Consider the following 12,653-nt stretch of genomic DNA (forward strand, 5'->3'; position numbering starts at 1 on the left):
TATCAGGCGAAGACGAAATACTTGCGCACGGTCTCGACCACTTCCCACGTGCCTTTCATGCCCGGCTCAACCACGAAGATATCGCCGGCGCGCAGGTGAATCGGCGCCATGCCGTCCGGGGTGATCACGCAGTAGCCTTCCTGGAAATGGCAGTATTCCCACTTCACATAATCGACCCGCCACTTGCCCGGCGTGCAGATCCACGTGCCCATGATCTTGCTGCCGTCTTCGCTGGTGTAGGCGTTGAGGTTGACGGTGTGCGGGTCGCCTTCGAGTTTTTCCCATTTGCAGGCATCGAGTACCGGCAGCGGGTGAGTGTCGCGCAGAACGGTGATAGGGGCGGTCGCGGTCATGAGGGACTCCGGGCAAGTGGACTTGAGATTGAAGTCGCACCCTATAGCGCCGGGTTGTCGCTCAGTTGTCTGGGGTCGACATCGGAGTGCTCAGAAACGCGCGCAGCGGTGAGCGCTTGTAACAATGCCTGGGCATAACCCGGCAACGCGGCGAAGTCTCTTGCGCAGAGCATCAACGTGCGGCGCGCCCACGGTTCATTGAGCGCCACACATTTGAAGCGTTCGACCCTCGCGCGTTCGACAGCGGCCAAGGGCACGATGGCCAGCCCCGCACCTCGTGCGACCATGCGCATCGCCCCGTCGAAGCCATCGGCGCGAATGCGCACCTGCATCCGCGCGCCGCTGTGCAGCGCCTGTTCTTCCAGATAAATCGCCAGTGCGCTGTCGGCACTCAGTCCGACAAAGTCATGCTGCAACACGTCGCTGAAACTGACCTCGGCGGCGTCAGACAACGGGTGGTCAAGCGGCAGAATCAGCACCAGCGGATCGTCGCGAAAAGCCTGCGTCTGTAGGCCGTTGCTGTCGACCGCGTCGGACACGATGCCCAGTTCCGCTGCGCCTTCACGCAAGGCATGGGTGATCCGCGCGCTAGGCAGTTCCTGCAGATCGATGTCCAGATTGGGATGGTTGCGCAGGAAATCCGCGAGCACTTCTGGCAGGTATTCGGTGATCGCGGTGGTGTTGCACAACAGCCGCACCTGGCCTTTGACGCCTTGTGCATATTCAGCGAGTTCCTGCTGCAGGCGCTCGGCCTGTTGCAAAAGAATGCGCGCGTGGCGGGCGAGGGCTTTCCCGGCGGGCGTTGGCATGACACCACGCCGACCGCGCTCAAGGAATTCGGCGCCCAGCGAGGCTTCCATCGCGCGGATTCTGGCGCTGGCGGCGGCGAGGGATAGGTGACTGCGCGCGGCACCGGCGGTGATGTTGCCGGTGTCGATGATGTGCATGTAGAGGCGCAGGTCGGTGAGGTCGAAGTGCATGGGGTTTGCCTCTGGTTTTTGTGGTGTCTGGGCTGGCCTCATCGCGAGCAGGCTCACTCCTACAAGGGATCTGCTGCGAACACAAAACTGTAGGAGTGAGCCTGCTCGCGATAGGGCCAGATGCCCTGATAAAAATATCAGCCTCTTGTTCTGAAAGAGGCAGCCTCAGTATATGGCAGATTTCCACCGCACCCGGATCAGTGCACATTACCCCAATGCACACACTGACCGACTTCTACCAAACCCTCGGCCTGACCCTTTCTCTACTGGTCATCGCCACCTTCCTCCTCGCCGGCACGGTCAAAGGCGTGATCGGCCTCGGCCTGCCGACTGTCGCGATGGGCCTGCTCGGTCTGGCTATGGCGCCAGCGCAGGCAGCCGCGATGTTGATCGTCCCCGCGACCCTGACCAACCTCTGGCAACTGGCCTTCGGCGGTCATTTGCAGAGATTGATCAAACGCCTCTGGCCCATACTGCTGATGATCTTTCTCGGCACCGGCATCGGCACCTTCTGGATTGGCATGGCTGGCGGCCATTGGGTCGTGCGCGGGCTCGGCGCGGCGCTGTTGCTGTATGCGTTGAGCGGGCTGTTTCTGCCGACGCTGCACGTCAACCCGCGCCATGAGCGCTGGCTCGGTCCGCTGTGTGGCCTGATCACCGGCGTCATCACCTCCGCCACCGGCGTCTTCGTGATTCCGGCGGTGCCGTACCTGCAAGCAATGGGTCTGAGCCGCGATGAGCTGGTGCAGGCGCTCGGTCTGTCCTTCACAGTTTCGACCCTGGCGCTGGCGCTCGGGCTGCTCTGGCACGGCGCACTTGGCGGTGGCGAATTGAGCGCGTCGCTGCTGGCGCTGATCCCGGCCATGCTCGGCATGTGGCTCGGCCAATGGCTGCGTCAGCGCATCAGTGCGGCGCTGTTCAAGCGGGTGTTCTTTATCGGACTGGGCGCGCTCGGCGCCCATTTGCTGATCAGCGGCTAGCCGACGATTCGCTGAGCATGTCGATCGGGCGGATATCGAAATCGCGCTCCAGATACTCCATGCGTTTGGCGAAGAACGCTTTCATGTGCGGCAACGCTGAGTGCACATCCAGATGCGCCTGACTTGCCCAGATCTCGTAGAAGATAAACAGCGTCGGATCCTCTTTGTCCCGCAGCATGTGGTACTCGATGCAGCCCGGTTCGGCGCGGCTCGGCTCGACATAGGCGCGGAACAGCGCTTCGAACTCGGCGGCTTTTTCCGGGCGGGTCTTGGCGTGCAGGATGAAACCCTGGCGTTCACTCATCACAACTTCCTCGGATGCAGAAAGCGTCGAATGTTACGGCAACAATTGGCTATCGATTCGTGCGTTTTGATCAAATGTATTTTGCGCTGACATGGCTGTTTCCGCGCGAGATCGATGGTTAATCTGCCGCCATTCCATTTAATGTTGCCACCAGCCCCAAGGGCTGCGCCGAGGTTTTCCGATGAAAAAAGTCCTGTTGCTCAATGGCGGTAAAAAATTCGCCCACTCCGATGGCCGCTACAACACTACCCTGCACGAAACCGCGCTGAGCGTGCTCGATCGCGGCGGTGTCGACGTCAAGACCACCTTCATTGATGAGGGCTACGACGTTGCGGAAGAAGTGGCGAAATTCCTCTGGGCCGACGTGATTATTTATCAGATGCCGGGCTGGTGGATGGGCGCGCCGTGGACGGTGAAAAAGTACATCGACGAAGTCTTCACTGAAGGCCACGGCAGCCTCTACGCCAGCGACGGTCGCACTCGTTCCGATGCCTCGCAGAAGTACGGCAGTGGCGGTTTGATTCAGGGCAAGCAATACATGCTGTCGCTGACCTGGAACGCGCCGCAGCAAGCCTTCGATGACCCGACGGATTTCTTCGAAGCCAAAGGCGTGGACGCCGTGTACTTCCCGTTCCACAAGGCCAACGAATTCCTTGGCATGACCGCGCTGCCGACCTTCCTCTGCGTTGACGTGATGAAGCGTCCAAATATCGAGAATGATGTGGTGCGTTATGAGCAGCATCTGACTGAGGTGTTTGGCCTCAAGGCTTGAGGCTTTCAGGCTAATATCGGGGTCACAGCAAAAGATCGCAGCCTTCGGCAGCTCCTGCAGGGGGCATGGCGACTGGCTGCGATCGGCGATTCCAGCGAGGACACCCGTGAAAGCCAGATCCGATGAGTTGCAGATTTTCGTCTGCGTGATCGAATGCGGTTCGATTTCCGCCGCCGCCGAGCAGCTCGGGCAGACGCCGTCGGCGGTGAGCCGCACGCTGTCCCGGCTCGAAGCCAAACTCGACACCACGCTGATCAACCGCACCACGCGGCGCATGGACCTGACCGAGGAGGGCAAGTATTTCTTCGAACAGGCCAAGCTGATCCTCGATCAGATGGATCAACTCGAAGAACGCCTGTCCTCGCGCCAGCAGACTCCGTCCGGACGTTTGCGCATCAACGCCGCCTCGCCGTTCATGCTCCACGCCATCGTCCCCTACATCGACGAGTTCCGGCAGTTGTATCCGGACATTCAGCTCGAACTCAACAGCAATGACCTGATCATTGACCTGCTGGAACAAAGCACCGACGTCGCCATCCGCATCGGCACCCTCGCCGACTCGACGTTGCATGCGCGTTCGCTCGGCTGCAGTCCGTTGCTGATTGTTGCCAGCCCTGCTTACCTGAAAAAACACGGCGCGCCCCGGCAGGTCGCAGACCTGAGTGAACACACTCTGCTCGGCTTCACCCAGAACGAGGGCCTCAACCAATGGCCGCTGCGCTTTGTGCATGGCGATCGCTGGCCGATCACCCCGGCGATCAGCGCCTCCAGCGGCGAGACCGTGCGTCATTTGGTGCTGGAAGGGCAGGGCATCGCTTGTCTGTCGCACTTCATGACCATCGACGATATTCGCGCCGGACGCCTGAAAGTCCTGCTCGGTGAATTCAACAGCGGCTACCGCCAGCCGATCAACGCGGTGTACTACCGCAACTCGCAGCTGGCGTTGCGCATCCAGTGCTTCCTCGACTTTATCCAGGGCAAACTCGCCGCCTACGCCAGCGCCGAATTCAAGGGCTGATTCGTGATCCCTGCGCAAGAGTGAATTGGCCGAGGGCGGGTTTTTCGCCGGGTTTCATCGGCCGATACTCGTTGCATCACTTATTCACGCAGGGAGTTACTCCATGAATGTTTTCGTCACCGGCGCGGCCGGTTTTATCGGCGGTTCCATCGCCACCGGTCTGGTTCAGGCCGGGCACAAGGTTACTGGTCTGGTGCGCAGCGCCGAGCAGGCAAACGAGCTTAAAGCATTGGGCATGCATGCGGTGATCGGCACCCTCGATGACAGCCAATTGCTGGCGGAACAGGCCCGTGCTGCCGATGCGGTGATCAACGCGGCCAGCAGTGATCATCGCGGCGCGGTTGAAGCGTTGCTCGACGCTTTGCGCGGTTCCAATAGAGTCTTTCTGCACACCAGCGGTTCGAGCATCGTCGGCGATGCGTCCGGCGGCAAATCCAGCGACGTCATTTATTACGAAGACAACCTGCCGGAACCGACCGTCGATAAAGCCGATCGCGTGGCCATCGACAATCTGGTGCTCGCGGCGTCGAAGGATGGAGTGAACTCGGCGGTGATCTGCAACACCCTGATCTACGGCCACAGCCTGGGCGTCAAACGCGACAGCGTGCAATTGCCGCGACTGCTGAAACAGGCGCGCAAGAGCGGCGTGGTGCGCCACGTTGGCAGCGGCCAGAACATCTGGTCCAACGTGCACATCGAGGACGTCGTCGCCCTGTATCTGCTGGCGCTGACCAGGAATGTGCCGGGCACTTTCTACTTCGTTGAAAGCGGTGAAGCGTCGTTCATCGACATGACCACCGCCATGGCCGAAGCCCTCAATCTGGGCAAACCGCAAGACTGGCCACTGCAAGACGCCGAAGCCGAATGGGGCTATGAAATGGCCAACTACGGCCTCGGCTCCAACAGCCGCGTACGCGGCAAACACGCCCGCGAACTGCTGGGCTGGACGCCGAAACGCACGTCGGTGGTTGAATGGATACGTAACGAAATGGTGTGAGTCCAGCGCACACCGAGTGAAGCCATTCGCGAGCAGGCTCGCTCCCACAGATGACCGCGTTCTGCCTGAAGGAATGCGATCAAAAACTGTAGGAGTGAGCCTGCTCGCGATGACGTGGTGTCAGGCAAATAATCTTGTTTTGACACACCGCAATCGCGAGCAGGCTCACTCCTACAGGGTTGAACGCGTTCTGCCTGAAGGAATGCGATCAAAACTGTGGGAGCGAGCCTGCTCGCGAATGCGGTAGGTCAGTCAATGAAGATGTTGAATGTGAAGCCGCCTTCGCGAGCAGGCTCGCTCCCACAGGTTGATTGCGATGTTGCTGAAGGAATGCGATCAAAAACTGTAGGAGTGAGCCTGCTCGCGATAGCGTTGGGTCAGTCAGAGAATCATGTTTTGACCCACCGCTATCGCGAGCAGGCTCACTCCTACAGGTGACCGCGTTTTGGCTGAAGGAATGCGATCAAAAACTGTGGGAGCGAGCCTGCTCGCGAATGCGGTGGGTCAGGCAATGAAGTTGTGGAATGTGACGCCGCCTTCGCGAGCAGGCTCGCTCCCACAGGTTTATGTGGTGATCTGGAAAGGCATGAAAATCCCGCCCCGCAATTTTCATTAATCACGACAGCACATACTCACCAGCGACACACCTTGTCTCTCCACGAAAATTACTTTCATGCGGTTTGAAATCTCGATCTCGAAATGATTTATGAGTTTCACCACCCATTCGAACGTGACCCTTTCGAGGAGTACCGCATGACGCCTTCCTTCGGCTATTGGCTGCTCGTATACGCCGCCGTGGCCATCATTGCGCTGATCGTGTTGATCGCCCGTTACCGGCTCAATCCGTTCATTGTCATCACTCTGATTTCCCTGGGCCTGGCGCTGGTGGCCGGGATGCCGCCGTCGGCTGTGGTCGGTGCGTATGAGGCCGGTGTCGGCAAGACGCTGGGGCATATTGCGCTGGTGGTGGCGTTGGGGACGATGCTCGGCAAGATGATGGCCGAGTCCGGTGGCGCCGAGCAGATGGCGCGGACGCTGATCGAGCGATTCGGCGAGAAGAACGCGCATTGGGCGATGGTCTGCATCGCATTTCTGGTCGGCTTGCCGCTGTTCTTCGAAGTCGGTTTCGTCCTGCTGGTGCCAATCGCCTTCACCGTGGCCCGCCGCGTTGGCGTGTCGATTCTGATGGTCGGTCTGCCGATGGTTGCCGGGCTCTCGGTGGTGCATGCGCTGGTCCCACCGCACCCGGCGGCGATGCTTGCGGTGCAGGCCTATCAGGCCTCGGTCGGGCAGACCTTGCTGTACGCCATCGCGATCGGCATTCCGACGGCGATCATCGCCGGCCCGCTGTACGCCAAATTCATCGTGCCGCGCATTCAATTGCCGGCGGACAACCCGCTGGAAAAGCAATTTCTCGAGCGCGAACCGCGCGACAAACTGCCGGGTTTCGGCATCACCATGGCGACCATTCTGCTGCCGGTGGTGCTGATGCTGATCGGCGGCTGGGCCAACCTGATTTCCACTCCCGGCAGCGCGTTCAACCAGTTCCTGTTGTTCATCGGCAACTCGGTGATCGCGCTGCTGCTGGCGACCTTGCTGAGCTTTTGGACGCTGGGCATCGCCCAAGGCTTCAACCGCGAATCGATCCTCAAGTTCACCAACGAATGCCTCGCACCCACCGCCAGCATCACCTTGCTGGTAGGCGCTGGCGGTGGCTTGAACCGGATTCTGGTGGATGCCGGCGTGACCGATCAGATCGTCGGCCTCGCTCACGAATTTCACCTGTCGCCGCTGATCATGGGCTGGCTGTTCGCAGCACTGATGCGCGTTGCCACCGGTTCTGCAACCGTGGCGATGACCACCGCATCAGGCGTTGTCGCGCCGGTGGCCATCGGTCTGGGTTATCCACACCCTGAGCTTTTAGTGCTGGCGACTGGCGCCGGCTCGGTTATCTTTTCCCACGTCAACGACGGCGGCTTCTGGTTGATCAAGGAATACTTCAACATGACGGTCGCGCAGACGTTCAAGACCTGGACCGTGCTCGAGACGTTGATCTCGCTGGTCGCTTTCGCCCTGACCGTCGGCCTTTCCTACCTGCTGTAACCGGAGCCCGCCGCCCATGGACATCCTCTACCAGATCCGCGCCCGCCAGGATTCCTTCAGCGCCGGCGAGGGCCGCATCGCTCGGCTGATGCTCGACGATGTCGGCTTTGCCGCGAGCGCCAGCCTCGAAGACCTCGCGCAACGCGCCGAAGTCAGCACCGCTACGCTGTCGCGTTTTGCCCGCACGGTTGGCTGCCGCGACCTGCGTGACCTGCGCCTGCAACTGGCCCAGGCCAGCGGCGTGGGCAGCCGTTTTCTCGACCCGGCGGGCACGCCTGAGCAGTCGGCGTTCTACGGGCAAATCGTCGGCGACATCGAAACCACGCTGCGTCAGCATCTGGCCGGTTTCGACGAATCGCGTTTTGCCGATGCGGTGAAATTGCTCAGCCAGGCGCGGATGATTCATGCGTTCGGCATGGGCGGTTGCTCGACCCTGTGCAGCGATGAATTGCAGGTGCGCCTGGTGCGCCTCGGTTACCCGATCGCCGTGTGTCATGACGCGGTGATGATGCGCGTCACCGCCGCCAGCCTCAATGCCGAGCAAGTGCTGATCGTCTGCTCGCTGACCGGCATCACCCCGGAGCTTTTGGAAACGGTCGAACTGGCGCGCAACTACGGCGCGCGCATCCTCGCCATCACTCGCGGCGATTCACCGCTGGCGGAATTGGCCGACGTCGTCCTGCCCCTGCAAGGCGCGGAAACCTCGTTCATCTACAAACCGACGGCGGCGCGCTACGGCATGCTGCTGGCCATCGACGTGCTCGCCACCGAGCTGGCGCTGGCCAGCCCTGAAGACAATCAAGAACGTCTGCGGCGAATCAAACTCGCCCTCGACGAATACCGTGGCGGCGACGATCACCTGCCGCTGGGAGACTGACATGCAGTACGACACCCTGATCCGCAACGCCTTGGTCATCGACGGCAGCAACACGCCGGGCTACCGCGCAGACGTGGCGATTCTCAATGGTCGCATCGAGCGCATCGGCGACCTGCCTGACGCTCGCGCCACGCAAGAAATCGACGCCGCCGGCCGGGTGCTGGCGCCGGGTTTCATCGACGTGCACACCCACGACGACACCGTGGTCACCCGCCAACCTGCAATGCTGCCCAAGCTCAGCCAAGGCGTGACCACGGTGATCGTTGGCAACTGCGGCATCAGCGCTTCGCCGGTCAGCCTCAAGGGCAATCCGCCGGACCCGATGAACCTGCTCGGCACTGCCGCAGCGTTTGTTTATCCACGTTTCAGCGACTACCGCGCCGCCGTCGAAGCGGCCAACCCCACGCTGAATGTCGCCGCGCTGGTCGGCCACACGGCGCTGCGCAGCAATCACCTCGACGACTTGTTGCGCACCGCGACGCCCACTGAAATCACTGCGATGCGCGAGCAGTTGCGCGACAGCCTCGAAGCCGGCGCATTGGGTTTATCCACAGGCCTGGCCTACGCCAGCGCCTTCAACGCGTCCACCGATGAGGTCATGCAACTGACCGAAGAACTCACGGCGTTCGGCGCGGTGTACACCACCCATTTGCGCAGCGAATTCGCCCCGGTGTTGGAGGCGATGGACGAGGCGTTCCAGATCGGCCGACACGCGCAATCGCCGGTGATCATTTCCCACCTCAAATGCGCCGGCGTCGGTAATTGGGGGCGCAGTCCGCAATTGCTCGCAGCCTTGGAAGATGCAGCGAAAACTCACCCGGTCGGCTGCGATTGCTACCCGTACGCGGCGAGTTCCTCGACTCTGGATTTGAAACAGGTCACCGACGCCCATCGCATCACCATCACCTGGTCGACGCCGCATCCGGAAGTCAGCGGGCGCGACCTGATCGACATTGCTGGCGAATGGAAGCTGTCGCTGGAAGAAACCGCGAAACGGCTGCAACCGGCCGGCGCGGTGTACTACGGCATGGATGAGGCGGATGTACGAAGAATCCTCGCCCATCCGCTGTCGATGGTCGGTTCTGACGGACTGCCGGAAGACCCGTTCCCGCATCCGCGCCTGTGGGGCGCTTTCCCACGGGTGCTCGGCCATTTCAGCCGCGATGTCGGCCTGTTTCCGCTGCACACCGCCGTGCACAAGATGAGCGGTCTGTCGGCGGCGCGTTTTGGCTTGCAGGAAAGGGGCGAGATTCGTGAAGGACATTGGGCGGATCTGGTGTTGTTCGATCCGCAAACTGTGCGGGATGTGGCCGATTTCAACGATCCGCAGCGGGCGGCGCAGGGGATTGACGGGGTGTGGGTCAACGGCGTTTTGAGTTATCGCGACGGGCAGGCGAATGGGAGCAGGGCAGGGCGGTTTCTGGCTCGCGAAGGTGATTTGCGCGAAGGGTTTCGTTGAGTCGAATGACGCCAAAAGATCGCAGCCTTCGGCAGCTCCTACGGAGATCGCATTTCAATGCAAGGAGCTGCCGAAGGCTGCGATCTTTTGATCTGTGCCTCATAGTGGCACTGTGCAATTAAAGAAAGCCATCAACAGGCCGATTTGCTGACATCCTCCCCGTCTACACTGTGGGGCCAATCAGTCAGGGAGCACCCCATGAGCTTCGGCAAAACCACCCCGATCCTGCGGATCTTCGATGAGGCCAAGGCTGTAGAGTTCTACGTCGATTTTCTCGGTTTCAAGATCGACTGGCAGCATCGCTTCGAAGCGAATTTCCCGCTGTATCTGCAGGTGTCGCGCGGAGAGTGTGTGCTGCATTTGTCCGAGCATCACGGCGATGCGTGCCCGGGTTCCGCGCTGCGTATCGAGACCGATGAACTGGAGGTGTTTCAGCAGCAGCTGATGGCCAAGGACTACAAGTTTTCCCATCCGCAGATTCAGGCGATGCCGTGGGGGAGTCAGGACATGACCATTGCCGATCCGTTTGGCAATCGGTTGGTGTTTACCAATGCGATCAGTCTTTGATCTGCATGCCTGAGATCTAAAGCCCCTCACCCTAGCCCTCTCCCGGAGGGAGAGGGGACCGATTGGGGGATGCTCGGGAGTTACGCCGACCTGAATGTGCTGTGCTGAATCCATAATCGACTCGGTCTTTCAGGTCGACGGACAGCGCAAGACAGCTGGGTCGGCCCCCTCTCCCTCTGGGAGAGGGCTGGGGTGAGGGCAACCCCTGACACCCCATAAAACCCGCCCGCAACGCATCCCCAAAAACCCTCAATCAGTCGGCACCAACCGATCCAGCACCCGATTCACTGCCATCTCCGCGACCATCACAATCTGCGCAATGCCCTGCAACGTCTTGCGTTGCGCTCCGTTCACCAGCCCCGCCTGATCGTTGAGCATCACCGTCGCCGACCCCAGGGTTTCGCAGGCATCGGCCAGCAGCGATTCGTTGTCGGCGTCGGGATTGGCCATGTACAGGGTGTTGGACTTGTAGGGCGGGGCCATGAATTCAGCGCTGGACGTGCCGAGGTAATGATCGAGGGCGCGGTCGGCGGCTTCGTGAAATTTTTTGGAATCGGGGGATTCGTAGGGTGATGCCGGGTCGGTGGTTGGCGGGTTTGGGGTTACTTTGAACATGAATGCTTGCCTCGTATGAAGCTGCATCCGTTTCGCCGCTAAGCAAAGGGAGGCAGCTGTGCGCAAGTTAGCGGACCGGTAAGCATTCAACCCGGTGCATCCGAAGATGCCATGCGCACAGCCACCATCGAGCGCAGACGTGAGTCTGACCTAATTGGACTTGTACAACCGGAATGCTGTCCGAGCCGCTAAGCTCGATCACTGAGAAATCAGTGACCGAATCAAGTTACCGGCAGGCCCCCGGAGGCACAAGCCGGCGGATTCTGGCGCAGGCGTAGGCAGCGGCGCAAGGAATTGTGGGTGGTTTCGCTGAATGCCGGGTTGATTTAAACAGCTGCGGCAAAGCTTGTTTAAGCGGTGTAGCGGCTGGCCTCATCGCGAGCAGGCTCACTCCTACAGTTGATCTTCGGTGTACGCGGATTTTGCATACGCCAAAAATCCCTGTAGGAGTGAGCCTGCTCGCGATAGGGCCGGCACATTCACCGCCGATTCCGCAACCGAAACTCTCCCGGCGGTATCCCGCGCCAGCTCTTGAACGTGCGATGAAACGAGCGCGGTTCTGTAAAGCCCAGATACTGCGCAATGTCCTGAATCGGCAACGTGCTATTAAGCAAATAGTGCTCCGCCAACTCCTGACGCAGCTCATCGAGAATCTGCTGATACGACGTCCCGGCCTGCTGCAATTGCCGCTGCAAGGTGCGCACCGACACGCTGAGCTGTTCCGCCACTTGCTCCTTGCGCGGCAGACCTTCCTTGAGCAAACCGCGCAGGATGTTCTTCACCTGCTGCGCCAGCGACGCCTCTTCCAGCGTCGCCAGCAAACCCATCGCGTGTTCTTCCAGGGTTCGCAGCAATTGCGCATCGGCCTGGCGCAGCGGCAGCTGCAAATACGCCAGCGGCACCACCAGCGCCGAATACGCCTGATCGAACAGCACCGGGCAACCGAAAAAACCCTCGTACTCGGCCAGCGTCACCTCATCCGGCCGCGCATGCTCCAGCCACACGCAGGCCGGCGACAGCTGCGTGTCGGCGATCCAACGCGCGTAGTGCAGCCACGAACCGAGCACGTTTTCCACCAGATGCCGGCGAATCCGTGGCCGCTCGTAGCGGCAAGTCCAGATCAGATGAACATGATCGCCCTGCACCTCGGCGCGGCTGACTCCCATGTCGCCGACCAGTTTTTCGAACGGCATGATCCGGCTCATCGCATCGCCCAGCGTCGCGCAATTCATGGTGATGTAACCGAGCACGCTCCACGAATTGGGCAGGACGAAATTCGCCGCATGCAGCCCGAACAACCCATCGCCCGAGTGCTCGCAGAAATAATCCAGCAAGCGCTCGTGAACCTCGCCCGGCAGGCGCAAGGTGTTGTCGCTCAACTGCTGCGCCTGCAACCCGGCCGCCGCCAACGCAGGCTCGATGGCCATGCCCAACTGTTCGGCATGGCGCAGGTATTTGAGCAGCGGCGGAACGGAAGTGAAGCCGAGCGATGGCATGGTCGCGGTCCTTTGATCGACGGCGCGTGAGCGAATGAATGGCGCAAGGTAAGTGGATTGCCCGGCGAAAGTAAATGCCCGGACGTTTGGCGCCATTCGCTACAGGATCTGGCCGGATGCGACCGTGACAGA

Annotated in this window: 13 protein-coding genes; 8 read left to right on the forward strand and 5 right to left on the reverse strand. The window is 60.7% G+C overall.

Annotated elements, in window-relative coordinates:
- Positions 1-2: 2 nt before the first annotated feature.
- Positions 3-353: a cupin domain-containing protein gene (locus tag LIS66_RS03460; protein ID WP_016770579.1), complete on the reverse strand. Its 351-nt coding sequence runs from the start codon at positions 351-353 to the stop codon at positions 3-5.
- 41 nt (positions 354-394) lie between these two features.
- On the reverse strand, positions 395-1,333 hold the full coding sequence (locus tag LIS66_RS03465; protein WP_227973632.1) for a LysR substrate-binding domain-containing protein: 939 nt from the start codon (positions 1,331-1,333) through the stop codon (positions 395-397).
- Positions 1,334-1,548: 215 nt separating this feature from the next.
- Here LIS66_RS03465 and LIS66_RS03470 point away from each other — a divergent pair, with 215 nt between their 5' ends.
- Positions 1,549-2,313, forward strand: coding sequence for a sulfite exporter TauE/SafE family protein (locus tag LIS66_RS03470; protein ID WP_227973633.1), 765 nt, complete (start codon positions 1,549-1,551; stop codon positions 2,311-2,313).
- Here the strand turns inward: LIS66_RS03470 and LIS66_RS03475 are convergent.
- Entirely contained in the window at positions 2,303-2,617 is a 315-nt protein-coding gene (locus LIS66_RS03475) for a putative quinol monooxygenase (protein WP_042608813.1), read from the reverse strand. The two genes, LIS66_RS03470 and LIS66_RS03475, sit on opposite strands and share 11 nt — an antisense overlap.
- Before the next feature lie 181 nt (positions 2,618-2,798).
- Between LIS66_RS03475 and LIS66_RS03480 the strand changes: the two genes are divergently transcribed.
- The 7 genes from LIS66_RS03480 (at position 2,799) to LIS66_RS03515 (ending at position 10,410) form a co-directional block, all read left to right on the forward strand.
- Positions 2,799-3,389: an NAD(P)H-dependent oxidoreductase gene (locus tag LIS66_RS03480; RefSeq protein ID WP_042608814.1), complete on the forward strand. Its 591-nt coding sequence runs from the start codon at positions 2,799-2,801 to the stop codon at positions 3,387-3,389.
- 106 nt (positions 3,390-3,495) lie between these two features.
- On the forward strand, positions 3,496-4,407 hold the full coding sequence (locus tag LIS66_RS03485) for a LysR family transcriptional regulator (protein WP_227973634.1): 912 nt from the start codon (positions 3,496-3,498) through the stop codon (positions 4,405-4,407).
- A gap of 103 nt (positions 4,408-4,510) precedes the next feature.
- On the forward strand, positions 4,511-5,404 hold the full coding sequence (locus LIS66_RS03490; protein ID WP_227973635.1) for an NAD-dependent epimerase/dehydratase family protein: 894 nt from the start codon (positions 4,511-4,513) through the stop codon (positions 5,402-5,404).
- Positions 5,405-6,157: 753 nt separating this feature from the next.
- Positions 6,158-7,507: a GntP family permease gene (locus tag LIS66_RS03500; RefSeq protein WP_042608817.1), complete on the forward strand. Its 1,350-nt coding sequence runs from the start codon at positions 6,158-6,160 to the stop codon at positions 7,505-7,507.
- A gap of 16 nt (positions 7,508-7,523) precedes the next feature.
- A complete protein-coding gene (locus LIS66_RS03505; RefSeq protein WP_042608818.1) occupies positions 7,524-8,384 on the forward strand; it encodes a MurR/RpiR family transcriptional regulator in 861 nt (286 codons plus the stop codon).
- A gap of 1 nt (position 8,385) precedes the next feature.
- Positions 8,386-9,843 (forward strand): N-acyl-D-amino-acid deacylase family protein, encoded by a 1,458-nt coding sequence (locus LIS66_RS03510; RefSeq protein WP_227973636.1) that lies wholly within the window; start codon positions 8,386-8,388, stop codon positions 9,841-9,843.
- 198 nt (positions 9,844-10,041) lie between these two features.
- Positions 10,042-10,410 carry a glyoxalase superfamily protein gene (locus LIS66_RS03515; RefSeq protein WP_064364530.1) on the forward strand — a complete coding sequence of 123 codons (369 nt, stop codon included), beginning with the start codon at positions 10,042-10,044 and terminating at the stop codon, positions 10,408-10,410.
- 249 nt (positions 10,411-10,659) lie between these two features.
- Here the strand turns inward: LIS66_RS03515 and LIS66_RS03520 are convergent, their stop codons facing one another.
- Together LIS66_RS03520 and LIS66_RS03525 are read right to left on the reverse strand one after the other, a co-directional pair.
- The gene (locus LIS66_RS03520) at positions 10,660-11,025 is read right to left on the reverse strand and encodes a DUF6124 family protein (protein WP_227973637.1); all 366 of its coding nucleotides are present in this window, start codon (positions 11,023-11,025) and stop codon (positions 10,660-10,662) included.
- A 479-nt stretch (positions 11,026-11,504) separates the two neighbouring features.
- Positions 11,505-12,521 (reverse strand): AraC family transcriptional regulator, encoded by a 1,017-nt coding sequence (locus LIS66_RS03525; protein ID WP_227973638.1) that lies wholly within the window; start codon positions 12,519-12,521, stop codon positions 11,505-11,507.
- Between the last annotated feature and the right edge of the window lie 132 nt (positions 12,522-12,653).

Source organism: Pseudomonas sp. HN2 (assembly GCF_020736465.1).
Lineage (GTDB): Bacteria > Pseudomonadota > Gammaproteobacteria > Pseudomonadales > Pseudomonadaceae > Aquipseudomonas > Aquipseudomonas moraviensis_A.

Excerpts from the sequence above, each read along its gene's own strand:
- LIS66_RS03460 (WP_016770579.1), bottom strand. The coding sequence starts at position 353 with ATGACCGCGACCGCCCCTATCACCGTTCTGCGCGACACTCACCCGCTG.
- LIS66_RS03465 (WP_227973632.1), bottom strand. The coding sequence starts at position 1,333 with ATGCACTTCGACCTCACCGACCTGCGCCTCTACATGCACATCATCGAC.
- LIS66_RS03470 (WP_227973633.1), top strand. The coding sequence starts at position 1,549 with ATGCACACACTGACCGACTTCTACCAAACCCTCGGCCTGACCCTTTCT.
- LIS66_RS03475 (WP_042608813.1), bottom strand. The coding sequence starts at position 2,617 with ATGAGTGAACGCCAGGGTTTCATCCTGCACGCCAAGACCCGCCCGGAA.
- LIS66_RS03480 (WP_042608814.1), top strand. The coding sequence starts at position 2,799 with ATGAAAAAAGTCCTGTTGCTCAATGGCGGTAAAAAATTCGCCCACTCC.
- LIS66_RS03490 (WP_227973635.1), top strand. The coding sequence starts at position 4,511 with ATGAATGTTTTCGTCACCGGCGCGGCCGGTTTTATCGGCGGTTCCATC.
- LIS66_RS03500 (WP_042608817.1), top strand. The coding sequence starts at position 6,158 with ATGACGCCTTCCTTCGGCTATTGGCTGCTCGTATACGCCGCCGTGGCC.
- LIS66_RS03505 (WP_042608818.1), top strand. The coding sequence starts at position 7,524 with ATGGACATCCTCTACCAGATCCGCGCCCGCCAGGATTCCTTCAGCGCC.
- LIS66_RS03510 (WP_227973636.1), top strand. The coding sequence starts at position 8,386 with ATGCAGTACGACACCCTGATCCGCAACGCCTTGGTCATCGACGGCAGC.
- LIS66_RS03515 (WP_064364530.1), top strand. The coding sequence starts at position 10,042 with ATGAGCTTCGGCAAAACCACCCCGATCCTGCGGATCTTCGATGAGGCC.
- LIS66_RS03520 (WP_227973637.1), bottom strand. The coding sequence starts at position 11,025 with ATGTTCAAAGTAACCCCAAACCCGCCAACCACCGACCCGGCATCACCC.
- LIS66_RS03525 (WP_227973638.1), bottom strand. The coding sequence starts at position 12,521 with ATGCCATCGCTCGGCTTCACTTCCGTTCCGCCGCTGCTCAAATACCTG.